This window comes from Streptomyces sp. NBC_00525, from assembly GCF_036346595.1.
In the GTDB taxonomy this organism is placed as follows: domain Bacteria; phylum Actinomycetota; class Actinomycetes; order Streptomycetales; family Streptomycetaceae; genus Streptomyces.
In genome coordinates this window covers 6,229,780-6,252,487 of sequence record NZ_CP107834.1, presented here as the reverse complement: position 1 = coordinate 6,252,487, position 22,708 = coordinate 6,229,780, and the positions used below count along the sequence as shown (strand labels likewise).

At 73.5% G+C, this 22,708-nt stretch carries 21 protein-coding genes, 1 tRNA gene and 1 pseudogene; 10 read left to right on the top strand and 13 right to left on the bottom strand.

Going from position 1 to position 22,708, the window contains the following annotated elements; all coding sequences use genetic code 11:
• Positions 1 to 6: 6 nt before the first annotated feature.
• The 3 genes from OG710_RS27400 to OG710_RS27390 form a co-directional block, all read right to left on the bottom strand.
• Positions 7 to 741, bottom strand: coding sequence for a FadR/GntR family transcriptional regulator (locus OG710_RS27400; RefSeq protein WP_330241713.1), 735 nt, complete (start codon positions 739 to 741; stop codon positions 7 to 9).
• Between the two features lie 78 nt (positions 742 to 819).
• On the bottom strand, positions 820 to 1,863 hold the full coding sequence (locus OG710_RS27395; RefSeq protein WP_330241712.1) for a S66 family peptidase: 1,044 nt from the start codon (positions 1,861 to 1,863) through the stop codon (positions 820 to 822).
• A 91-nt stretch (positions 1,864 to 1,954) separates the two neighbouring features.
• Positions 1,955 to 2,737 (bottom strand): class I SAM-dependent methyltransferase, encoded by a 783-nt coding sequence (locus tag OG710_RS27390; RefSeq protein WP_330241711.1) that lies wholly within the window; start codon positions 2,735 to 2,737, stop codon positions 1,955 to 1,957.
• 195 nt (positions 2,738 to 2,932) lie between these two features.
• Here OG710_RS27390 and OG710_RS27385 point away from each other — a divergent pair, with 195 nt between their 5' ends.
• The 3 genes from OG710_RS27385 (at position 2,933) to fusA (ending at position 6,623) form a co-directional block, all read left to right on the top strand.
• Positions 2,933 to 3,838, top strand: a complete 906-nt coding sequence (locus tag OG710_RS27385) for a DUF2510 domain-containing protein (protein WP_330241710.1) — start codon at positions 2,933 to 2,935, stop codon at positions 3,836 to 3,838.
• Between the two features lie 100 nt (positions 3,839 to 3,938).
• Positions 3,939 to 4,226, top strand: coding sequence for a hypothetical protein (locus tag OG710_RS27380; protein WP_330241709.1), 288 nt, complete (start codon positions 3,939 to 3,941; stop codon positions 4,224 to 4,226).
• Positions 4,227 to 4,541: 315 nt separating this feature from the next.
• Entirely contained in the window at positions 4,542 to 6,623 is a 2,082-nt protein-coding gene (gene fusA / locus OG710_RS27375) for an elongation factor G (protein WP_330241708.1), read from the top strand.
• A gap of 64 nt (positions 6,624 to 6,687) precedes the next feature.
• Here the strand turns inward: fusA and OG710_RS27370 are convergent, their stop codons facing one another.
• Positions 6,688 to 8,133 carry a glyceraldehyde-3-phosphate dehydrogenase gene (locus OG710_RS27370; RefSeq protein WP_330241707.1) on the bottom strand — a complete coding sequence of 482 codons (1,446 nt, stop codon included), beginning with the start codon at positions 8,131 to 8,133 and terminating at the stop codon, positions 6,688 to 6,690.
• 212 nt (positions 8,134 to 8,345) lie between these two features.
• Here OG710_RS27370 and OG710_RS27365 point away from each other — a divergent pair.
• Together OG710_RS27365 and OG710_RS27360 are read left to right on the top strand one after the other, a co-directional pair.
• Positions 8,346 to 8,798: pseudogene (locus OG710_RS27365) on the top strand (carbohydrate binding domain-containing protein); the annotation flags it as partial.
• A 57-nt stretch (positions 8,799 to 8,855) separates the two neighbouring features.
• Complete coding sequence (locus tag OG710_RS27360) at positions 8,856 to 9,863, top strand: right-handed parallel beta-helix repeat-containing protein (protein WP_443064339.1); 1,008 nt, start codon at positions 8,856 to 8,858, stop codon at positions 9,861 to 9,863.
• Positions 9,864 to 9,963: 100 nt separating this feature from the next.
• Here OG710_RS27360 and OG710_RS27355 read toward each other — a convergent pair.
• From OG710_RS27355 to OG710_RS27325, 7 genes are all read right to left on the bottom strand, one after another.
• Positions 9,964 to 10,037 (bottom strand) — tRNA-Pro (locus tag OG710_RS27355).
• Between the two features lie 88 nt (positions 10,038 to 10,125).
• Positions 10,126 to 10,713 (bottom strand): GAF domain-containing protein, encoded by a 588-nt coding sequence (locus tag OG710_RS27350; RefSeq protein WP_111339336.1) that lies wholly within the window; start codon positions 10,711 to 10,713, stop codon positions 10,126 to 10,128.
• Positions 10,710 to 11,450 carry a GTP-binding protein gene (locus tag OG710_RS27345; protein WP_330241706.1) on the bottom strand — a complete coding sequence of 247 codons (741 nt, stop codon included), beginning with the start codon at positions 11,448 to 11,450 and terminating at the stop codon, positions 10,710 to 10,712. The genes OG710_RS27350 and OG710_RS27345 overlap by 4 nt, the downstream gene beginning before the upstream one ends.
• A complete protein-coding gene (locus OG710_RS27340; protein WP_330241705.1) occupies positions 11,428 to 11,799 on the bottom strand; it encodes a DUF742 domain-containing protein in 372 nt (123 codons plus the stop codon). The genes OG710_RS27345 and OG710_RS27340 overlap by 23 nt, the downstream gene beginning before the upstream one ends.
• A 2-nt stretch (positions 11,800 to 11,801) precedes the next feature.
• Positions 11,802 to 12,236 (bottom strand): roadblock/LC7 domain-containing protein, encoded by a 435-nt coding sequence (locus OG710_RS27335; protein WP_111339333.1) that lies wholly within the window; start codon positions 12,234 to 12,236, stop codon positions 11,802 to 11,804.
• A 7-nt stretch (positions 12,237 to 12,243) separates the two neighbouring features.
• Positions 12,244 to 14,226: a sensor histidine kinase gene (locus OG710_RS27330; protein ID WP_330241704.1), complete on the bottom strand. Its 1,983-nt coding sequence runs from the start codon at positions 14,224 to 14,226 to the stop codon at positions 12,244 to 12,246.
• Between the two features lie 235 nt (positions 14,227 to 14,461).
• Positions 14,462 to 15,724 carry an MBL fold metallo-hydrolase gene (locus tag OG710_RS27325; RefSeq protein WP_330241703.1) on the bottom strand — a complete coding sequence of 421 codons (1,263 nt, stop codon included), beginning with the start codon at positions 15,722 to 15,724 and terminating at the stop codon, positions 14,462 to 14,464.
• Positions 15,725 to 16,047: 323 nt separating this feature from the next.
• Here OG710_RS27325 and OG710_RS27320 point away from each other — a divergent pair, with 323 nt between their 5' ends.
• Both OG710_RS27320 and OG710_RS27315 read left to right on the top strand, forming a co-directional pair.
• Positions 16,048 to 17,256: a glutamate dehydrogenase gene (locus OG710_RS27320; protein ID WP_330241702.1), complete on the top strand. Its 1,209-nt coding sequence runs from the start codon at positions 16,048 to 16,050 to the stop codon at positions 17,254 to 17,256.
• A gap of 92 nt (positions 17,257 to 17,348) precedes the next feature.
• Entirely contained in the window at positions 17,349 to 17,939 is a 591-nt protein-coding gene (locus tag OG710_RS27315) for a TetR/AcrR family transcriptional regulator (RefSeq protein ID WP_111339329.1), read from the top strand.
• Positions 17,940 to 18,002: 63 nt separating this feature from the next.
• On the opposite strand, the gene OG710_RS27310 is transcribed toward OG710_RS27315, so the two are convergent.
• Together OG710_RS27310 and OG710_RS27305 are read right to left on the bottom strand one after the other, a co-directional pair.
• Positions 18,003 to 19,007, bottom strand: coding sequence for a DUF6745 domain-containing protein (locus OG710_RS27310; RefSeq protein ID WP_330242355.1), 1,005 nt, complete (start codon positions 19,005 to 19,007; stop codon positions 18,003 to 18,005).
• A gap of 121 nt (positions 19,008 to 19,128) precedes the next feature.
• Complete coding sequence (locus OG710_RS27305; protein ID WP_330241701.1) at positions 19,129 to 19,455, bottom strand: hypothetical protein; 327 nt, start codon at positions 19,453 to 19,455, stop codon at positions 19,129 to 19,131.
• A gap of 177 nt (positions 19,456 to 19,632) precedes the next feature.
• Here OG710_RS27305 and OG710_RS27300 point away from each other — a divergent pair, with 177 nt between their 5' ends.
• Genes OG710_RS27300 through OG710_RS27290 form a run of 3 tightly spaced genes read left to right on the top strand, consistent with a single transcriptional unit; the run spans position 19,633 to position 22,688 of the window.
• Positions 19,633 to 20,580: an STM4015 family protein gene (locus tag OG710_RS27300; RefSeq protein ID WP_330241700.1), complete on the top strand. Its 948-nt coding sequence runs from the start codon at positions 19,633 to 19,635 to the stop codon at positions 20,578 to 20,580.
• A gap of 7 nt (positions 20,581 to 20,587) precedes the next feature.
• Positions 20,588 to 21,562, top strand: coding sequence for an STM4015 family protein (locus OG710_RS27295; protein WP_330241699.1), 975 nt, complete (start codon positions 20,588 to 20,590; stop codon positions 21,560 to 21,562).
• Complete coding sequence (locus OG710_RS27290) at positions 21,543 to 22,688, top strand: STM4014 family protein (protein ID WP_330241698.1); 1,146 nt, start codon at positions 21,543 to 21,545, stop codon at positions 22,686 to 22,688. Before OG710_RS27295 ends, OG710_RS27290 begins: the two co-directional genes overlap by 20 nt.
• The last annotated feature ends 20 nt before the right edge of the window (positions 22,689 to 22,708 follow it).

Here is a 22,708-nt window from a genome sequence, read left to right as displayed (position 1 = left end):
TACGGGTCAGGCTCCGGGCGGCGGGTCGGCGACGAGGGTGCCGTGCAGCCCCCGGATGTGGCGCTCGACCAGGTCGGCCGCCCGCGCCCCCTCGCCCGCGCGCACCAGCCGCAGCAGTTCGGCGTGGTCCGCGTTGAGCGCGGCGGCGGTGGCCGGCCAGTCGGGCTCCGCCTCCAGGGCGCGCAGGATCAGCGGCCGTACGGACTCGCGCACGGCGGAGGTGAGCGTGGAGGTGAGGGCGTTGCCGGAGCCGCGGGCGATCCGGACGTGGAAGCGGGTGTCCAGGTCGTTGAACTCGGGCACCGCGATGCCGGGCTCCGCCATCCGCGCGACCAGCTCCTCCGCCTCGTCGAGGTCGGCCGGCACGGCGTGGCGCGCGGCCGCCTCGAAGCTGGACCGCTCCAGCACGACGCGGGCCTCCAGCATGTCCCCCAGGCTGTAGCTGCCGAGGGCGAAGTGGAGCCTGAGCAGCCGGCCGAGGGCGTCGTCGGGGTTGCGGACGATGCGGGCGCCCGCGTCCGGGCCGCGGCCCGGCTGGGCGACCAGCACACCGATGGTCTCCAGCACCCGCAGCGCCTCGCGCAGCGCCGAGCGGCTCACGCCGAGGACGGGGGCCAGTTCCCGTTCGGGCGGCAGCCGGTCGCCGGCTCTGAGGTCACCCGCGAACACCCGCTGCTCGATGCTCCGGAGCACCAGCTCATGCGTACGCGACTGTCGTACGGGCTCCCATTCGACGGGCATCGGCCATCCTCTGTTCCGGTCGGAACATCCCACTATGTCACACACGGTATGTGGTCGGACCACACGGCGGAGGGCCGCTCAGTATGTGACGACGATGCGGCGCGCCTCGCCGTCCACCCTGATCAGACCGCCGAACGGGATGATCGCCTGCGGGTCGGTGTGACCGCAGTCGACGTCGAAGACGGCCATCGTGTCGGGGGCGTACTCCGCGAGCGCCCGCAGCACGGCATCGCGCTGCTCCCGCCGGTAGCGCGCGCCCGCCTCGGGGTCGAGCGGCTTGTCGAAGGACCAGTTCTTGGCCCGTGCCATGAGCAGGGCGGGGAAGCGGCGCAGCAGGCCGCGCTCCCCCATGTTGCGCAGGATGCGGTACACCTCGTCGGCGGAGGGCAGTTCCTCCGAGGTTTCCAGGAACAGCACCCGCCCCTCGTACGCCTCCGGGGGCAGGATCTCCCGGTCGGCCATCAGCAGCCAGGCCAGGATCTCCAGATTGCCGCCCCAGCTCGCGCCCTCGACCACCCGGCCCGCGTTGTGCCAGATCCACCCCTCGCCGGGGAGCAGTTCGGGTTCGGCGTCGAAGGTGCGCGGGTCGTCCCAGGGCCGGTTGACGCTGCCCGTCTCCCCGGCCGGCGTCAGCTCGTACGGGCCGTGCGTGAAGAGGGCGGCCCGGACGGAGTCGGCGATGAAGGGGTGCAGTGCGCCGGGGCGGCCGAGTTCGACCATCACCGAGCCGCCGTGGTAGCCGACGATCCCGAGGTTGTCGAGGAGGAGGAGCAGGTTGGTGCAGTCGCTGTAGCCGAAGAACGGCTTGGGGTTGGCCCGCAGCAGTTCACGGTCCAGGTGGGAGAGCACGGTGATCTGGTCCTCCCCGCCGATGGTGGCGATGACGGCCTTGATCTCCGGGTCGGCGAACGCCGCGTGGATGTCGGCGGCACGCTCCTGCGGGCTCGACCCCATCTTCCGGGTGGTGGGGTATTCCACGGGCTCCAGGCCGAACTCGTCCCGGAGCCTGCGCAGGCCGAGTTCGTACGGGAGGGGGAAGAGGCCGGGCAGTCCGGAGGAGGGCGAGAGCACGGCGACGCGGTCACCGGGGCGCGGCTTGGAGGGATAGCGGGAAGGTGTCATCCGACGAGCCTAATGATCACCCCGACCACTGTCCGCCGGATATCGCCCCGTCGGCGCCCGTCGGGATCACCCCGGTGACGGGCCGCCGCCATCACCTCGGTGACGACCCGTCGGATACCGTCCCGGCCGGGCCCCGGACCAGGACCAGCAGGTCCATCCAGCTGACGGCCGGCCGGTTCGGTTCCTGCTCCGCCGCCGTACGCAGCCGGCGCATCCCGCGCTCGAACTCCTCGTCGTCCAGGCCGCGCAGCTTGGCGTCCGTGTCGCGTCTGATCCGGTCGGCGAAGGCGGCGAGGCTCGGGGCGCTCTCCTGCGGCACCGCGTGCAGGGCGACGCGGGTGAATCCGGCCCCGGCGAACGCGGCACAGGTCCGCTCCACGGTCGGATAGCCGTCCACGATCCGTTCGGCGCCGGGGAAGAACCGCACCCGCAGGTCGCGGGCGCACCGGCCGGGGAACGAGTTGCGGATGAGCACCGGGGCGCCGGGTTTCAGCGCTCTGCGCAACTCCCGGGCGGCGGCGTCCAGATCACCGATGTGGTGGACGACCGACCCGAGCCAGGCCGCGTCCGCGCAGCCGTCCGGCACCGGCAGCTCCTCGGCCCGTCCGTCCAGCGCCTCGATCCGCCCCTGCCGGGGGATCAGTGCCCGCATGGCGGAGGCCGGTTCCACGGCCAGCACCCGCGCCCCGAACCAGTCGGCGAACGCCGAGGCGAAGGAGCCGGTGCCCGCGCCGACGTCCAGGACGGTGGCGCCCGGCGCGAGGTCCACCTCGGCGGCGATCGCGGCGCGCCACGCGGTCAGCCCGTCGCGCGGTATCTCCCGGGCGAGGCGGTAGTCCTCGGCGAAACGACGGTCGGGGGCGGTCGCTTCCATGGGGTCTCACTTCCGGCGCGATCGGGCGGACGCGGACGAACCGGGCCCGCCGCGCCTCGTCGGCGGATGCTAGCGACCACCCCGCCAATTGTCTAGACCAGAAAGGAAGGGAAATGCGCGCGGGCGCACGCCCGTTGTCGGGTGGGGTGCCACCCAGTTCATAGGATTCTCAGGCAGCCCCGATACGGTGTCGGCGTGACCCAGACGAGCCCTCCCGGCTGGCATCCAGACCCCGGGTATTCAGGATTTGGCCCCCGCCACGAGCGCTGGTGGGACGGCACCCAGTGGACCGACCACCTCCGGGTGCCTCCGGCGGCCACCCGCAGCCGGCGCGTCCGCGTCGCGGCCGGAGTCACCGCGGCCGTGGTGGTGCTCGCCGCGATCGGGGGCGGCGTCTATCTGCTGACCGACGACTCGGACGGCAGGAGCGACACGGCGGTCTCCACCCCGTCCGACTCCCCCTCCGCCGAGTCGCCCTCCCCCGACCGGGAGCGCGGCGACTCCGGCGGCGGCGAGGACCGGGGCGACGGCGAGCGCGGGACGCCCGACCAGCGGCCGCCGGCCGAGGACGGCTACGCGACGGACCTGGCCAGCGGCATCAGCATTCCGGTCCCGGACGGCTGGAAGGGCGAGTCCGGCATGGGCGCCGGGGTCACCACCGGTTCCTACCCCTGCCCCGGCGACACCGGGAAGAACTGCGTGCGCGGCGGGGTGTTCTCCGTCCCGGCCGAGGCCCTGGAGCTGACCACCTCGACCCCGAAGGCCACGGCCGAGAAGGACATCGGGAACAACGCCGAGGCGTCCTACGGCGAAGGGGGCTACGGCGGCATCACCTCGCACAAGGAGCTGAAGTCCGAAGCCGTCACGGTGGCCGGGCAACAGGGCTACCGGGTGCGCTGGAAGGTGGTGACGAAGAACGGCGACGACGGCTACGTCGAGTCGCTGGCCTTCCCGTCCCCGCTGGCCGAGGACAGGATGATCGTGGTCCGCTCCGGCTTCGACATCAACGACAAGGCCCCGTCGCTGTCCGTCATGGACGAGATCACCAAGGGCATCAAGGCGGCCCCGAACGCCGGTTCCGGTAACGGTACCGACGCCTGACCGTCCCGGAGGAGCGCGCGGCCCGGAGTGAGTATCCGGGCCGCGCGGTCTGAGTACGTCACCCGATCCCCGGCCGGGGCGCGGACGCTGGAATGGGATCATGGTTCCCGACGCACAGCGGCTCCGCATCCGGCACGTCACCAGTGCCGGAACCACGCTCGCCCTCTCGCTCGCCCCGCTCGTGATCGGCGTGCTGTTCGCGCGCACGATGGCTCTGGACCCGCACACCCCCGTGAACGCCCTGATCACCCGGGGCGGCCGGGGCGCCGGTCCCTCGCCCGCGGAGTGGCGCGGCTGCGGCCGGAGCGCGCTGCGCCGCTGCCGGAGCGCCTGCCGACCCCTGGCCCGGCCGAAAAACCGGTACCCCCGCACCCGCCGCCTTCCCTAGACTCGCCCCACACCGCGCCGGGTTCCGCCGGCGCTCGTGCCGTGACCGTCGAGGGGAGACCGCCGTGCGTCAGCGCACCGCCGCCGTCGTCCCCCCGTCGCGGTTCGAGGTGATCCTGGTGTCTCGCGCCGCCCGGCGCCGGCTGCGCGGCCGGCCCCGGACCCCGTGACGAACACGCGGGCCTCTGCCGTCTCCTGACGCTTGGTCACCCCTGTGCCGAGAGGCGGGGTGGCGGGTTCCGCCGGGCCCCTCGCGGGCCGTTCCGTCCGGGAATCGCGCCGTCTTCTTCCGGATCATCCCGAAAGGCCACCGGCCGTGCGTACCCACCAGCACCGTTCCCTCGACGCCGCACTCGACACCGTCCGCAACCTGGGCATCCTGGCCCATGTCGACGCCGGCAAGACGACCGTCACCGAGCGCATCCTCTACACCACCGGCACCACCCACAAGCGCGGTGAGGTCCACGACGGGACGACCATCACGGACTTCGACTCCCAGGAACGCGACCGGGGCATCACCATCTTCGCCGCCGCCGTGAGCTGTTCGTGGGACGGTCACCGCATCAACCTCATCGACACACCGGGGCACGTCGACTTCGCCGACGAGGTCGAGCGCTCGCTGCGGGTGCTCGACGGCGCGATCGCGGTGTTCGACGCGGTGGCCGGGGTGGAGCCGCAGAGCGAGTCGGTGTGGCACCAGGCGGACCGGCACTCCGTCCCGAGGATCGCCTTCGTCAACAAGCTGGACCGGGCGGGCGCCGACCTGGACACGGCCGTCGCCTCCATCCGGGACCGGCTGCACACCGTCCCGCTGGTGGTCCAGCTGCCCATCGGCAGCGAGGACGCCTTCCGCGGCGTCGTAGACCTGCTGCGGATGCGCGCCCTGGTGTGGGCGGACGGCGCCGACACCTACGAGGAGTGCGCGGTGCCCGCCGAACTGCGCGAGGAGGCGGTGCGGCGCAGGCGGCTCCTGGAGGAGGCGGTGGCGGAGCTGCATCCGGCGGCGCTGGAGGAGTTCTGCGTACGCTCCGAGCTTTCGGAGGCGACGCTGGCCGGGGCGCTGCGCGATCTGACGCACACCGGTGAGGGGGTCGTGGTGCTGTGCGGTTCGGCGTACCGCAACCGGGGTGTGGAGCCGTTGCTGGAGGCGGTCGTGGCGTATCTGCCCTCGCCCGCCGACGTGCCGCCGGTACGGGGCATGTTCGGCGACGAGGTGCGGGAGCGGGCCGCCGATCCGGCGGGGCCATTCGCCGCGCTGGCGTTCAAGGTGAACGCGACGGCGACGGGCCGGCTGACCTATCTGCGCGTGTACTCGGGAACGATCGGAAAGGGGCAGACCGTGCTGGACGCGAGCACCGGGCGCGGTGAGCGCGTCGGCCGCATCCTGCGGGTGCGGGCTGACCGCCATGTCGATGTGGACACGGCGGTGGCCGGGGACATCGTCGCGGTCATCGGCCCGAAGTCGGTCCGTCCGGGCGCCACGCTGTGCGCGCCGGACGCCCCACTGGTCCTGGAACCGCCCTCGGTGGCCGCGCCGGTCGTGTCCGTGGCCGTGGAGGCACGGCGGAGCACGGACACGGAGCGGCTGATGGCCGCCCTGGTCCGGCTGGCCGAGGAGGACCCGTCGCTGGTGGTGCGTACGGATGCCGAGACGGGCCAGACGGTGCTTTCGGGCATGGGCGAGCTGCATCTGGAGGTGGCCGCGGAGAAGATCCGCCGCGACCACGGCCTGGACGTCCGGGTCGGCCGGCCGCAGGTCGCGCACCGGGAGACGCTGGTGCGCGGAGTGTCCGGACTGGTCTACCGGCACGTCAAACAGGACGGCGGGGCCGGGCAGTTCGCCCATGTCGTCATCGACGTCGAACCGCTGGAGGCGGGCGACGGCGAGGAGGCGGTGTTCGCGTTCCGTTCGGCGGTCGTCGGCGGCCGGGTGCCGGCGGAGTACGTGCGGGCGGTCGAGGCGGGCTGCCGGGACGCGCTGGCCGAGGGGCCGCTGGGCGGGCATCCGGTGACCGGGGTGCGGGTGACGCTGGTCGACGGCGCCACGCACTCCAAGGACTCCTCGGAGATGGCGTTCCGCACGGCCGGGCGGTTCGCGCTCCGGGAGGCCCTGCGGGCAAGCGCGATGGTGCTGCTGGAGCCGGTGGTCGAGGTTACGGTCACCGTGCCGGACGACGCGGTCGGCGGGGTGCTCGGTGATCTGGCCGCCCGGCGCGGCCGGGTCTCCGGGTCCACCACGCGGGGCGCCGCCGCGGTGGTCACCGCGACCGTGCCGCTGGCCGAGCTGTTCGGTTACGCGACGCGGCTGCGGAGCCGCACGCAGGGCCGGGGCACGTTCACCACCCGCGCCACGGGGTACGCGCCCGCGCCGGCGGCGGTCGCCGGCGGCACGGCCTGACGGGCGAGGTCCCGCCCGCCCTCGACACAGAGGGCGGGCGGGACCTGTCGTCGTCGGCGCGGGGTCAGGCGACCGGGACGGGGAACGTCGGGTACTCCACCCCGGAGACGTACTGGACGACCCGGATGACCTGGCACGAGTAGCCGAACTCGTTGTCGTACCAGAGGTAGAGGATCGCGTTGTCGCCGTCCACCTGGGTGGGGCCGGCGTCCACGATGGAGGCGTGCCGGGAGCCGATGAAGTCGCTCGACACCGCGTCCGGGGCGGTCGTGAAGTCGATCTGCCGCTTCAGCGGGGAGGTCAGCGACACCTCACGGAGGTGGTCGAGGACCTCGGTGCGGGTGGTCTCGCGGCCGAGCTTGAGGCTGAGGATCGCGATCGAGACGTCCGGCACGGGGACCCGGATGGAGCTGCCCGTGATGGTCGCCTCCAGGTCGGGCAGCGCCTTCGCGACGGCGGAGGCGGCGCCCGTCTCCGTGATCACCATGTTGAGCGGCGCGGAGCGGCCCCGGCGGTCGGAGCCGTGGTAGTTGTCCAGCAGGTTCTGGTCGTTGGTGAACGAGTGGATGGTCTCCACGTGTCCGCGCAGCACGCCGTACTCGTCGGCCATCGCCTTGAGCGGCGGCACGATCGCGTTGGTGGTGCAGGAGGCGCAGGAGATGATCTGCTCGTCCGGCTTGATCGTCCCGTGGTTGACGCCGTGCACGATGTTGGGGACGTCGCCCTTGCCGGGCGCGGTCAGGACGACCTTGGCGATGCCGGGGCGCAGGTGCTTGGACAGGCCCTCGCGGTCGCGCCACCTGCCGGTGTTGTCGATGAGGATCGCGTCATTGATGCCGTACGCGGTGTAGTCGACGGTGGTGGGGTCGTCCGAGTAGATGACCTGGATCTCGTTGCCGTTGGCGACGATCCGGTTGTTGGCCTCGTCCACGGTGATCGTGCCCTGGAACTGGCCGTGGATGGAGTCGCGCCGCAGCAGCGAGGCGCGCTTGACGATGTCCTGGCCCGCGCCCTTGCGGACCACGATGGCGCGCAGCCGCAGGCCGTTGCCCGAGCCCGCCTTCTCGATGAGCAGCCGGGCCAGGAGGCGGCCGATGCGGCCGAAGCCGTAGAGGACCACGTCGCGCGACTCGCGGCGCTCGATCTTGTTGTCGCCGATGGCTCCGGAGACGGCCTCGGCGGTGAACCCCGCCTCGTCGAGGCCGCGGTTGTCGGCCTTGTAGAGGGCGGCGAGCATGCCGATGTCGATCTGGGAGGGGCCCAGGTCCAGGGTGGTGAGGGCCTGCAGGAAGGGCAGGGTCTCGGTGACCGAGAGCTCGTCGCCGTCGATCTGGCGGGCGAAGCGGTGGGTCTTGAGGATGCTCACCACCGACTTGTTGACCAGTGAGCGGCTGTGCAGCAGGACGGTGACGTCCCGCTCGCGGTGCAGCTTCCCGATGATCGGAATCATCGACTCCGCGACTTCTTCGCGGTGCTTCCAATTGGTGAACGCGTCGTCATTGACAGTCACAGGTTTATCTTTCGAGCTAGGCGGCGCTCATATGGTAACCAGACGCCCGTTCCCCCTCTCACCCACCCCGGCAACCGCCCGGAGCCCGCTCGAACCGCGGGCATGTCCCACCCCTTGACTCCCCTTCTGGTCTAGTCCAACCTGAGCCTCCCTCTCTCCCCCCACCGCGGCCGCCGCGAGCGGAGTCCGCGTTCCGATTCGGAGGCACCGGCATGTCCCCCACCCCCTTGTCCTCGGGCCGGTCGAGGCCTCCCGCACGCCGCGCCGCCAGAGGTGCGCTCGGCGTGGTGGCCGCCGCCGCGCTCGTCGCCTCCGGCCTGCTGGGGCCGGCCGGCTCCGCGTCGGCGGACGGCCCCGCGAACCTGGTCCGCAACGGCGACTTCGAGACCGGCGACACCTCGGGCTGGACCTGCGCGGGAGCCTCCTCGGCCACCTCGGCGAGCCCGCACGGCGGAACGCACGCGCTCCTGTCCAGCCCCGGCGCCGGGGACACCGCCCCCTGCACGCAGACCGTGACCGTGCGCCCCGGCACGGCGTACGCGGTGAGCCTCTGGACGAAGGGGCCCTATGCGCAGGTGTCCGTCACGGGCGCCGGGGTGCAGCGTTCCACCTGGACCCAGTCGACGACTTGGACGCAGTCGCGCCTGGACGTGACCACGGGTGCGGCCACCACGGAGCTGACCCTGACCGTCAGCGGCTGGTACGGGACCGGAGCCGTAGCGGTGGACGACGTCGTCGTGACGGCCCCCGGCACCGCCCCGGACCCATCGCCGACACCGACACCGACCACTCCGGCCCCGACGCCCACTCCGACGCCCACCCCCACGCCCACGTCCGACCCGTCCGACGGCTCCACCGTGAAGGTGTCCGGCGCCAAGGAACTCAAGGCCGCCCTGGCCGGCGCCGCACCGGGGCAGACGATCGCGCTGGCGGACGGCACCTACGCCGGCAACTTCAAGGTCACGACCGGCGGGACCGCGCAGGCGCCGATCACCCTGACCGGCTCGCGGGCCGCGGTCCTGACCACCCCCACGGGCGGCGGCAACGGCATCCAGTTCATGAACGCCCCCTACTGGGTGGTCGAGGGCATCACCGTCACCGGCGGCCAGAAGGGGATCATGGTCGACTCGTCCGACCACGTCGTCGTCGACTCCGTCGAGGTCCACCACACGACCATGGAAGGCATCCACTTCCGCACGTCGAGCAGCTACGGAGTGGTGCGGAACTCCTTCATCCACGACACGGGCCTGTCCGGCAACGGCATGGGCGAGGGCATCTACGTCGGCTCGGCGAACACCCTCACGGACGCCAGCGACCATGTGCGCATCCTCGACAACCGCATCGGTCCCCGCGTCGGCGGCGAGAACATCGACATCAAGGAAGGCACCACGGGCGGCCTGATCTCCGGGAACACCTTCGACGGCGACGGCCTGACCGGAGCCAACTACGACGACTCCTGGGTGGACATCAAGGGCAACGGCTACACCGTGGAGAACAACCACGGCATCCACACCACCAACGACGGCTTCCAGACGCACAGCCAGGCACCGGGCTGGGGCTGCGGCACCGTCTTCCGGGACAACACGGCCGACCTGACCGGTGCCGGTGGACCCACCCGCTACGCCATCAACATCACCAACTACGCCACCGGCTGTCCCGCCACCGTCACCTCGGGCAACCGGGCGACCGGGGCCGCCCGACTCGTCAACCCCGGCGTGCCCATCACCTGACACGCACCCGGCCGGGGGCATGCCCCCGGCCACCCGGGAACGATGGAGGGCCGGTTTCGGATTGCTCCGAAACCGGCCCTCCATCTACGACTGTCACCAGTCGGGACGACAGGATTTGAACCTGCGACCCCTTGACCCCCAGTCAAGTGCGCTACCAAGCTGCGCCACGTCCCGATGCCCGTCTGACCTGGGGTTTCCCCCTGGCTGAACGCGCATGAGAACAATACCGCACTTCACCGGGTGGTCACGAACGCGTTCCCGGTCAGAGGCCCAGGGCGTCGTCCTCCCGGCCGCGCAGCTGCCCGGCGAGTTCCCGCGCAAGGGCCTTGATCGTGTCCAGGCCCGCCCTCCCCCAGGGCCGGGGCACGGTGTCCACGGCGCAGACCGCGCCCAGCGCGATCCCGGTGCGGTCGATGAGCGGCGCCCCCAGATAGGAGCGGATGCCTATGTCGTCCACGACCGGGTTGCCGGCGAACCGGGGGTAGTCGCAGACGTCGTCCAGCACCAGCGCCTTGCGGCGCGCCACCACATGCGGGCAGTAGCCGTGGTCGAGCGCCACATAGCGGCCGCTGCGCCCGCTGCCGGCCGCCGTGGCCCCCAGGTCGGCGCCCCTGCGGGTGCCGGCGGGGGTGTGCAGCCCGGCGTAGAACTGCCGGTTGCCGTCGATGAAATTGACCATCGAGAACGGCACGCCCGTGACTTCGGCCACCCGGTCGGCGAAGGCGTCGAAGTCGTCGAACGAGGCGTCGTCCCGCTCCCCCAGGCCGAGGCTGCGCAGCCGCCGGGAGCGCGCCGGAGCGTCACCGTCCACGGGCGTCAGCAGCAGCCGTCCGGCGGTATGCGGAATCACGACCGGGCCCCGAACCCGGCGTGACCGGACATCGGAACCGGGTCGTCGGTGGCGTTGATCAGGTGCTGGACCAGCGTCACCAGCGTGCCGGTGCCGGAGCTGGCGATCCGGGCGTCGCACAGGACCACCGGCACGTCGGGAGAGAGGTCGAGGGCGGCGCGCACCTCCTCGGGGCCGTAGCGGTAGGCGCCGTCGAACTCGTTGACCGCGACGACGAAACCGATGCCGCGCCGCTCGAAGAAGTCGACGGCCGCGAAGCACTCCTCCAGCCTGCGGGTGTCCGCGATCACCACCGCTCCCAGCGCGCCCTGCGACAGCTCGTCCCACATGAACCAGAAGCGTTCCTGGCCCGGCGTGCCGAACAGGTAGAGCACGTGCTGGTCGTCCAGCGTGATGCGGCCGAAGTCCATCGCCACCGTGGTGGAGGTCTTCGCCTCGACGCCCTCCAGGCTGTCGGTGGCGGCGCTCGCCTGGGTCAGCAGCTCCTCCGTGCTCAGCGGCGCGATCTCGCTGACCGCCCCGACGAAGGTGGTCTTGCCCACGCCGAATCCGCCCGCCACCAGCACCTTGAGCGCGACGGGGAAGCCCTCGGCGGCGGCGGGCGCCGCCGTGTACGCGGCAGTGGCGGTCTCCTGCCCGTACCCGCCGCCGGAACCGTGGTCCGCGAAGCCGTAGCCGTAGCCGCGGCCGGAGCCGTCCGGGTGGCCGTAGCCGTCAGAGCGTTCGTCGTAAGCCATCGAGCACTGCCTCCAGCAGATGTCGGTCGGTGGGCGTGTCTTGGAAGGCGGGTGCGTGGGCGGTGACGGCGCCGCAGTCGACCAGGTCGGACAGAAGCACCTTGGTCACGACCGCGGGCAGCCCCAGATGTGCGGCGATCTCGGCCACCGACGTGGGGCCCTCGCACAGCTCCAGCGCCACCGAGTGCTCGGGGCCGAGGTGGCTCTGCGGTACGGACCCGGTGGCCATCACCAGGGAGAGCAGGTCGAGCACGGCCGTGGGACGGGTACGGCCGTTGCTCACCGTGTAGGGGCGGATGAGGCGGCCCGCCGCGTCGTCGAGCAGCGGCCCGTCCTGGGTGACCGCCATGCTCACAGTCCCGCGGCGCCCGGCACTCCGGCCGCCTGTCTCACCGGGGTCATGAGATACGGCCGTACGCTCTTGACCAGCATGGTCATCTCGTAGCCGAGGACTGCGGCGTCGGCGTTGCGGCCGGCGAGCACCGCCAGGCACGTCCCGGAACCGGCGGTGGCGACGAACAGGAGCGTCGAGTCGAGCTCGACGACCACCTGGCGGACCTCCCCGTTGTCGCCGAACCGCGCTCCCGCGCTGCGGCCCAGCGAGTAGAGGCCGGCCGCCAGCGCCGCCATGTGGTCGGCGCTGTCGGCGTCCATGCCGTGGAGGGACTTCACCAGTCCGTCGGCGGAGAGCAGCACGGCGCTGCGGGTGTACGGCACGCGCTGTACCAGGCCGCTCAGCAGCCAGTCGAGGTCCGAGACCTGACCGGACGGCATATCGGTCGCCATGGTGCATCTACTCCTTGATGGGGTGGGCTGCGAGTGGGTCGTGGTGGCCGGGGTACGCCGGCGCCCCGGCGCCGTGCGGTGGCACGGGAGCGGGCGCCCCCCGGACGGGCAGCGGCCGGGGCGGCGCCCCGAGCTGCGCGGCGGTGGTGGTGCTGGTGGCCCCGGCGGGCGCCTCCGGCGCGGTGCCGGGTTCGGCCTCGGACTCGGCGCGGGCCTCGGCGAGGTCGATGCCGCGCCGGAAGGCGGCGACGAGACCGGGGTCGTGCAGGACGGGTTCGTCGGCGGAGCGGGGGGCGGGGGCCTCCCTGAGCTGCGGGACGAGGTGCTCCTGGTGGGCGCGCCTGGGCAGCAGCGGCCGGTCGGCCGCGGGCTGCGGGGCGGCGCCCTCCGCGGCCGGGGGCGGGCCCTGCGCGTCGTCGGCCGGCCGGTCCACGCGCTCGGCGCGCAGCGGCAGGGGCGGGGCCCCGTCCGGGCGGCCGGGCTGCGGCGGGGCCCGGTGCGGGCGGGGCTGCTGGCTCGGGACGTAGGGCCGGCGCTCCGGCTCGGGGGCGGGCGCCGGGACCGGGGCGTGCGCCGGGACCCGGGCGGGCTCGGGGGTGTGCGGGACGGAGGGCTCGGGGGTGTGCGCGGCCGGGGTGGGGGCCGGCGGGGCGGCGGCCGGCGGGTGCGGGGCCGGGCCGTCCTCCAGGGGAGGCGGGCGGTGCACGGGGCCGGGCGGCGGGACCGGGGTCTCGCCGGTCCGCTCGGCGGTGTCCTCGTCGGCGCCGAGCAGGGTCTGCGGCAGGACCAGGACGGCCTGGGTGCCGCCGTAGATGTTGCTCTGCAGGCGTACGGCGATGCCGTGGCGCCGGGCCAGCGAGGCGACGACGAAGAGGCCGATGCGGCCGTCCTGCAGGAGCCGGGCGACGTTGACCTGGTCGGGGTCGGTGAGCAGGGCGTTCATCCGCTTCTGCTCCTCGCCGGGCATGCCGAGGCCGCGGTCCTCCACCTCCAGGGCGAGGCCGGCGGTGACGTGCTGGGCGCGCAGCAGGACCTGGGTGTGCGGGGCGGAGAACACCGTGGCGTTCTCGACGAGTTCGGCCAGGAGGTGGATGACGTCGGCCACGGCGTGGCCGCGCAGGGTGCCGTCGATCGGGGGGACGAGCTTGACCCTCGGGTACTGCTCGACCTCGGCGATGGCCGAGCGCAGCACCTCCGTCATGGTGACCGGGTTGCTCCACTGCCTGCGGGAGACGGCGCCGCCCAGGACGGCGAGGTTCTCTGCGTGCCGGCGGATGCGGGTGGCCAGGTGGTCGACGTGGAAGAGGCCCTTGAGCAGGTCCGGGTCCTCGACCTCGTGCTCCAGCTCGTCCAGCAGCTGGATCTCGCGGTGCACGAGCGACTGGAGGCGGCGGGCGAGGTTGACGAAGACCTCGACCTTCTGGTCCTCGCCGCTGGGCTCGGAGAGCCGGGACGCCTCGACGACGGCGGCCACGGCCCCTTCCTGCTGGCGGGCCATCTCCTGGGCGAGCAGTTCGAAGGGGTCGCCGCCGGGCGGCGGGTTCTGCGGGGCGCGCCGGGCCGGTACGGGTTCGCCGTTGCGCAGTTGCTCCACGGCGCGCTGGAGCTCCGCCTGGCTCTGCACGCTGGTGCGGCGCAGCGCGAGGCAGCGGCCGAGGACCGTGGTGGCGGCCCGGTTGGCGGCCAGGAAGGCGGCTCCGATCGCGCCGAGGGCGAGTGCTCCCGCGGCGCCCAGCGCGGCCCACAGTTCGGTGGACGGGCGGGCGTGGCCCGCGCGGGCGGTGAAGATGACGGCCGCGGCGCCGGCGAGGGCGACCGCGAGGGCCGGGAGCACGGCGGTGCGCAGGAGTTGAGGGCGTATGCGCGCCTCGGGGGCCGGGCGGGTGGCGCGCGGTCCGGCCGCGGCCGAGTGGGAACGGGCACCCGGTCGGCCGTGCCGCCCGCCCTCTCGTCGTTCCGGTCGCGCGTCGGGTGCGCGAAGTTGAGACATCAGCGTCCTCGGTACGTGGGGCCCCAGGCATCTGCGTTCCAGCGGTGGCGCCTACGGTGTTCGGGCATTTCGGGTCATCGGCCGGGCGGGCCCGGAGAAATATGAGCCCACCGTTGATCACCGGGCACACACGGTAGTCGGCAGAAGTGCGGGCGTGCGGGCCAGTTGTGGAACTTGCCCGCCATCCGTCCCGCTCTGGTATGAGCGCTCGTACGGGAGAACGATTCCCCGGGTCTCAGATCTGGGGTGCCCGGTCCCGGCCGGGCCCCTGAACGACGCTTTCGGCCGCTTCGGGGAGCTGTACGTGGACCGGGGGCCAGTTGCCCCAGCCGGGCGCCGGTTCGGCGGCGACGGCACGCCACCACGGCTCGACGGGCGGCGGGTCCGCGGGCTCGAAGGGGCGGCCGGGACGCGGCGCGACCATCGTGACGCCCACGGACTCGGTCGCGCGCATCGACCACTCGGCGGGCTCGGCCCACGGGTGCAGCGCCAGGTTGAACGTCCCCCAGTGGATCGGCAGCATGACCCCGGCGGCCGGGTCGCCGCCCTGGAGGTCGAGGTGGGCGCGCACACCCTCGTCGGGGCTCATGTGGATGTCGGGCCAGGCGCCCGGCTCCGGCAGGCTGTCCGTGGAGTCCTTGGACCAGAACTGGCTGTACGCGCCGATCTGGATCATGGTGGCGTCGAAGGGCCCGTGCTCGGCGCCGATGGTCCGGAAGCCGGGGAAGTAGCCGGTGTCGCCGCTGTGGTAGATCCGGTGCTCGGGTCCGGCGACGGCCCAGGACGCCCAGAGGGTGTGCTGCCGGTTGCGCAGGCCGCGTCCGCAGAAGTGGCGGGCCGGGGTGGCGGTGAGGGCGATCCCGCCGACGGTGGCGGTCTCGTTCCAGTCGAGTTCGCGCAGCCGGTCGGGCGCGACGCCCCAGCTCTCCAGATGGGCGCCGACACCGAGCGGGACGGCGAAGACCGTGTCGGTACGGGCCAGGGCGCGGATCGTCGGCAGGTCCAGGTGGTCGTAGTGGTCGTGCGAGATGACCACGACGTCGACCGGGCCGAGGGCGGTGAGCGGCGCGGGCGCCGGGTGCAGGCGGCGCGGGCCGGCGAAGGCGAAGGGGGAGCAGCGGTCGCCCCAGACCGGGTCGAACAGCACGCGCCGGCCGTCGATCTCCGCCAGGACGCTGGAGTGGCCCATCCAGGTGATCCGGAGCCCGGAGGCGGGCGGCCGGGCGAGGTCGGCCACGGTCGTCGGGTGCACGGGCACGGGGGCGGCGGGGGCCCTGAGCACCCGCTCCTCCTTGCGGAAGTAGACCCGGGCGAACTCCAGGGTGGAGCCGGTGGGTCTGATGCGCGCCCCCACGGGGTTGCGGAAGACACCGTCGGCGAAGTTGGGGGACCGGCGGATGCGCTCCATCCGGGCCCCGTCCGGGTCGGCCCCGAAGGCGGCGGGGCGCAGCGCGCGCAGCCGGGTGCGCAGCGGGAGCGGGTGGTCGGCGCCGGTCACGGGGTCTCCAGGGGAGTCGGGTGTCGTCTCAATTATGGGCAGCGGGCACTCCAGTGCGAGAGCGGTGCACCCATGCGGAGGCGTCCCGCTCCGGCCGCCCTTCCAACGAATGGCGCGGCCGCGGCATTCCGCCGGGGCGGGCCGGGTCCAGTTGCTCCCCCACGCCGCGGCCGGGCGGCGGCGCGTTCCGGCCAGTGGGCGGCGGGGCGGCGGGCGCCGCGTTGACAGGCGGTGTCCCGCCTCCCGATACTGACCGGCGGTTCAGTACCGGGTTCCGGCGTCCGCCGGGACCGTCCGCCGACCGTGGCCGAGGAGCACTCCCGATGACGACGCCTCCGGTGTCCCCGCCCGCCCCGCTCATCTCGCTCACCTGGACCGATCACGCGACCGGCTGCCGGGGGCACCTCGTCGTGGACCGGCTGGTGCGCGGGGTGTCGAGCGGCGGGCTGCGGATGCGGCCTGGCTGCACGCTGGAGGAGGTGGCCGGCCTCGCGCGGGGCATGACGATGAAGGAGGCCCTGCACTTCGACGCGGACCGGCCCGGCGCCCGCTACATACCGCTCGGCGGTGCCAAGGGCGGCATCGACTGCGACCCGCGCGACCCGGCGGCGTACGGCGTGCTGGTGCGCTATCTGCGGGCGATGCGCCCCTACATCGAGAACGTCTGGACGACGGGCGAGGATCTGGGGCTGTCCCAGGACCTGGTGGACCGGGCGGCGGCGGAGGCCGGGCTCGTCTCGACCGTGCAGGCCGTCTATCCGCTCCTGGAGGACGAGGCGGCGGCCCGCCTCAGACTCGCCGACGCCTTCGCCCTGGAGGTGGACGGCATCGGCCTGGACGAGCTGGTGGGCGGCTGCGGGGTCGCCGAGGCGGTGCTCGCCGCGCTGGACCGGGACGGCGTCGCCCACGAGGGCGCGCGGGTGGCGCTCCAGGGCCTGGGGACGATGGGCGGGGCCACCGCCCGCTTCCTGTCCCGTGCCGGGCTCCGGGTGGTCGCCGTCGCCGACATCAAGGGCACGATCGCGAACCCGGCCGGGCTCGACGTGGAGGCGCTGCTCGCCGCGCGGGACGCGCACGGCACGGTGGACCGGGGCGCGCTGCGCGCCGGCGACCGGGAGCTGCCGGGCGAGGCCTGGCTCGCGCAGGACGCGGAGGTGCTGGTGCCGGCCGCCGTGTCGTACGCCGTGGACGCGTCGAACCAGGCCGGGATCACGGCCCGCTGGGTCGTCGAGGCCGCCAATATGCCGGTGCTGCCGGAGGCCGAGGCCCTGCTCGCGGCGCGCGGGATCACCGTGCTCCCCGATGTGGTGGCCAACTCCGGGACCAACGCCTGGTGGTGGTGGACGCTCTTCGGTGACATCGGGGCCGACACGGACGAGGCGTTCGCCCACACCCGGCGCGCGATGCGGAACCTGGTCGGGCTGGTGCTGGCCCGTGCGGCGGCGGACGGCTGCACCCCGCGTGCGGCGGCGCACGCCGTGGCCGACGACCGGCTTCCGGTGATGGCCGAGCGCTTCGGCTGGTACCGCTGACACCGCCAACCCGCCCGCGGCACGCGGCTCCTGGCGCGGGGATGCCGGAGGTCATTGGTTAGGGTGACGCCGTGGCAAGAGTGCGGTTGGGTGTGGCGGAGCGGCGCGAGGAGTTGCTGCGGGCCGCCGTCGAACAGATCGAGGTGCGCGGGGTCGCGGCCGTGCGGATCGCCGACGTGGCCTCCGTGCTGGGTGTCAGCAACGCGCTCGTGCTCTATCACTTCTCCACCAAGGAGAAGCTGGTCGCGGCCGCCTTCGCCCATGCCGCCGAAATCGATCTCGCCCATCTGCGCAAGCTGTTGGGCCGCCGCACCACCGCCGTGCGCCGGCTGCGCGCGGCCGTCCGCTGGTACGCGCCCACCGGGCAGGCCAAGGGTTGGCGGCTGTGGATCGAGGGCTGGGCCGCCTCCCTGCGCGATCCGGCGCTGCGCAATGTGGCCGGCGATCTCGACCAGCAGTGGAAGGCGGAGCTGGCCGAGGTCATCGAGGAGGGCGCGGCGGCGGGCGAGTTCCACTGCGACGACCCGATGTCCGTGGCCTGGCGGCTGACCGCCCTGCTGGACGGGCTCGCGGTGCAGATGACCTCGTACAACGGGCCGCTCTCGCGCGCGACCATGCTGGAGTGGACCGAGCAGGCGCTCGCCCGCGAGCTCGGCATCGACCACGAGGCCCTGACGGCCTGACCCCCGCCTCTCCCCCGTCTCCTTTTCCCGTCTCCTTCCTCTTCCTCGGCCGTTCGGGCCCGGTCAGGTCTGCTGGAGCGGTTCGTAGGCGTCGCCGCTGAGGCCGAAGGTCCAGGCGACGCCCTCCTTGGCCGTCCTGGTCCGGGGCGGTACCCGCAGCCAGTACGTGCGGTGGGTGCCGTCCGGCTCGGGCGTGGAGTTGACCACCTCGACCATGACGACGTCCTCGTCCCCGGCGAGGGCGATCCGCCAGAGGATGCCCGTCTCGTCGCGGTGGACCGGTTCGGCACCGGACTCCGTGAGGTAGCGGTCGTAGCCGTAGTACTCCAGCATCACGCGGCGCAGTTCGGCGTTCTCCTCGGAGCGGATGCGCTTCGGGGTCAGCGCGGCCAGCTCGTTCAGGAACTCCACCGGCACGGGCATGCCGCGCCAGGCGTACAGCGCGAAGCCGTCCGGGTAGCTGAGGGCCGGTCCGTCGCCCCGGTCGAGTCGGCCCGCCTCGTCGCGGTGCAGGGCGTCCGGGCGTTCGCAGATCACCGCGACCCGCTCGTAGGGCCACCACCAGCCGGCGTTGCGCGCCACCGCCGCCAGTCCGTCGAGCCGGTCGCCCCGGCCGTCGAAGGCGGCGAGCCATGCCGCGTCGTGCTGTCCCAGGACCGCGTCGAGCAGGGCCAGGCGCACCTTCGACTCGGCCTCGGTGTCCTCCCCGGCGAGGTCGGCCACCACGCCGGTCCGTATCCGCTCGGCCAGGCCCGCCGTGGTCTCCCAAAGCTGGGCCCCGGTGGCCGACCAGTGGGCGGACCAGCCGGCCGGGCCCAGCGCGTCGTACACCCGGCGCCGCTCCTCCGCCCAGGGGCGGGTGCGCACGTCGTCGCGGACGGACCGGCCCGCGTCGGTCAGCTTCGCCACGGCCTCCACGGCCGCCCTCGGCGAGCCGGCCCAGACGATCTCCAGGGGCTCGGGCAGCCCCGCGCGGCGGTAGGCGAGCCGCACCCCCTCCTCGGCGGCCGCCCGGTCCGCCGTGCCGGTCGCCGCCGCCACGGCCCGCCAAGAGTCCACGTACTGCATCGGTTTCCCCGTCCCCATGTTCCGCTTCGTACCCGGCCCGGTCCTCCCGGTGCCGGCCTTCAGGTCCTGCCGCTGTGCCCGCCGCTCCGGTCCGTCCGCGAACGGAAGGGCTTCCGCTCCGTCAGTCCGCGACGATGCGGACCGCCCCCGGCGCGTACTCCCGCTGGCGCACCACGCGGAACCAGCCCCGGGGCAGCGGGATCGTCGCGTGTTCCTCGTGCACCACGCGCCCGCCCTCGGGGAGGTGGAGCAGCATCGGGCCGAACACCCCGCGTTCCCGGATGAGCCGGCCGGGGCCGGGCACGGCGTGCGCGTGTCCGGTGACCTCGCCGAGCGCGAGCACCAGCCGGCCCCGCGCGTCGCGCAGTTCGCCCGGCGCCTCCAGGAGCTGCGCGGGAACCGCCGACTCCTCCAGTGGCACGATCAGTACATCGCCCTGCCGGTACACAGACCTCTCCCCTCTGCGGCGGCACCCGCTGTGCCGGCCACATCGAAAACGCTACGGCGGGGGTCTGACAATCGGCCGCCGCGCGGTCCGGGGGCGGGGGCGGTCGCGGGATTGTCAGTGGGTCTTGATAGACCTTGCGGACATCATTTCCGTCGCCGTCATCAGGAGCTCAGTGCCATGTCCGTGGACCACCTGCACGAGTTGCTCGGCCTTCCGGCCGTCGATTTCGAGTCCGGGGAGGCCGGCGGCCCCCGGCCCGCCGCCGACGCCGCCGCGTGGCGGGTGTGGATCGACGCCTACGAGGACGAGGGCACCTGGGAGGAGGAGTTCAACGCCTTCCTGGACGAGGTCGATCCGGCGGGTGTCCGCGCCCTGATCATCGGGCAGTGGGGCGAGTCCTACGAGGAGAAGTCCTCGTACCCGATCGGTCTCGTCATCGCCGCCGCCGACCGGCTGACCTCGCTGGAGGCGGTGTTCGTCGGCGACATGACGATGGAGGAGTCGGAGATCTCCTGGATCGAGCAGAGCGACGTCACGGCGCTGCTCGCGGCCTTCCCCTCGCTGGTGGAGCTGGGTGTGCGCGGTGGCTCCGAACTGGTCTTCCCGGCCACGAAGCACGAGCGGCTGCGGACGCTCACCATCGAGACGGGCGGGCTGCCGCGCGAGGTGGTGCGTGGCGTCCTGGACAGCGAACTGCCCGCCCTGGAGCGGCTGGAGCTGTGGCTCGGCGTCTCGGCCTACGGCGGCGACGCCCAGGTGGCCGACCTGGCGCCGCTGCTGTCCGGTACGCGGTTCCCCGCCCTGCGCCATCTGGGCCTGCGCAACAGCGAGATCCAGAACGAGATCGCGGCCGCCGTCGCCTCGGCCCCGCTGGTGGCCCGGCTGCACACGCTGGACCTGTCCAGCGGCACGCTCGGCGACGAGGGCGCGGCCTCGCTCCTGGAGGGCCAGCCGCTGACCCACCTCGACGCGCTGGACCTGCACCACCACTTCCTCACCGAACCGATGGAGCGCCGGGTCATCGAGGCGCTGGAGCCGCACGGAGTGCGGGTGGATCTGTCGGAGCGCTGCGAGCCGTGGGACAACCGGGGCCCGGCGGGCCGTTACGTCACGGTTTCGGAGTGAGGGCGCGATGAGCGGCATTTATCACCCCGATACGTTCCACGGCCTGCCCGTCCGCACCCTTCCGCTGCCGGACGGCGACGGGAAGCCCGCGGCCGCCCCGCCCGCCTCCCTGCCCGCGGCGGACTCCGTGGCCTGGCGGCTGGACTGTGCCTGGGAGGGTCCCGACTTCCCCGAGCTCTGGCGGCATTTCCTGGACACGGTCGATCCGGCCGGCGTCCGGGCCCTGCTGATCGGGCCCTGGTGGGCGGAGAACTACAGCCCGCTGACGCCCGTGATCGAGCTGCTCGCGGCGGACGCCGGGCGCTTCCCGGCGCTGCGCGGCCTCTTCCTCGCCGATGTGGTCGGTGAGGAGTGCGAGGTGTCCTGGCTCCAGATGTGCGACATCACCCCCGTTCTCGAGGCGTTCCCGCGTCTGGAGGAGCTGGTGGTGCGCGGCGGGGGCAGCGGGCTCAACGAGGAGACGCTGGAGCTGCTGCCCGTACGGCACGAGGCGCTGCGGTCGCTGCGCTTCGAGTCCGGCGGTCTGCCCGCCGCGGTGGTGCGCGCGGTCGGCGCCTGCGAGCTGCCCGCGCTGGAGCGGCTGGAGCTGTGGCTGGGTTCCCAGTGGTACGAGGGCGACGCGACGATGGCGGACGTGGAGCCGCTGCTGTCGGGCGCGGCCTTCCCCCGGCTGCGCCATCTCGGGCTGCAGAACAGCGAGTTCCAGGACGAGATCGCGGCGGCGGTGGCCTCGGCGCCGGTCGTCGCGCAGCTGGACTCGCTGGCGCTGTCGCTGGGCACCCTGGGCGACGAGGGGGCGCTGGCCCTGCTGAACGGCCAGCCGCTCACGCATCTGTCCTCGCTGGACCTGGACCACAACTACCTGAGCGAGCCGGTGCGGGCCCGGGTCGAGGAGCTGTGTGCCCGCGAGGGCATCGAGGTCGAGCTCGAAGAGGCCGACGACTGGGACCCCGACTCGCGCTATGTGGCGATCAGTGAGTAGCGGTCCGCCGCGTCTCGCGGTCGTCGGCAACCCGGGCAGCCGCCGTGTGTCCCTCTTCCAGGACGCGGTGGCCGCCGCCGGCCTGCCCCCGGCGCGTACGGTCGCCTGGCTGGACGTGCTGGAGGGCGGGGCGCGGTTCCTGCCCGGTGAGACCGTGCGCGTCGACTCGCCGGGCGAGGACGCGGCGGTGGACCGGCTGCTGCGCGGGGCCGACGATCCGACGCGGGTGGAGGGTTCGGCCCTCTGGTACGCGCGCTTCACCGCCGCCGTCCGCGAGGTCGCGGCGGCGGCGGTGCGGGCGGGCGCCCGGCTGCTGGACGACCCGGCCGACATCGCGGTGCTGTTCGACAAGCGGCTGTGCCACGGTGTGCTGGACGCGGCCGGGGTGCCGGTGCCCGCCTCGCCGACCTCCGGCCCGGCCGGGGCTCCCGTGCGGGGCTGGGAGGACGTGCGGGCCCTGATCGCCGAGCACCGCATGCCCCGGGTATTCGTGAAGCCCGCGCACGGCTCGTCGGCCTCCGGGGTGCTGGCCGTGGAGACGGCCGGCGGCGGCCGGGTCCGGGCGGCCACCTCGGTGGAGCGCGACCCGGCCGGCCGGCTCTACAACTCGCTGCGGGTCCGCCGGTGCACGACGGAGCGCGAGGTCGCCGCGATCGTCGACGCGCTGGCGCCCGACGGGCTGCACATCGAGCGCTGGCTGCCCAAGGCGTCGCAGGGCGGCCGGGCCGCGGATCTGCGGGTCGTCGTGGTGGCCGGCCGGGCGACGCACGCCGTGGTGCGCACCAGCGCGTCGCCGATGACCAATCTGCATCTGGGCGGGGCGCGCGGCGACCTGGCCGGGGTGCGGGCGGCCGTCGAGGCGGCGGGCGGCAGCTGGGGCGGGGCGCTGGCGGTCTGCGAGCGGGCCGCCGCCGCCTTCCCGGACACGCTGTGCGTCGGCGTCGATCTGCTGCCCCTGACCGGCTGGCGGCGGTTCGCCGTCGGCGAGGTCAACGCCTTCGGAGACCTGCTGCCGCGGCTGACCGGACTTCCCGGCAGCGGCGCCGAGGGCATGGACACCTACGCGGCGCAGGTCGCCGCCGTACTGGACCGAGCAAGGAACACCCGTGTCAGCACAACCCCCTGAGCCCTCCCCCACCCCCGTTC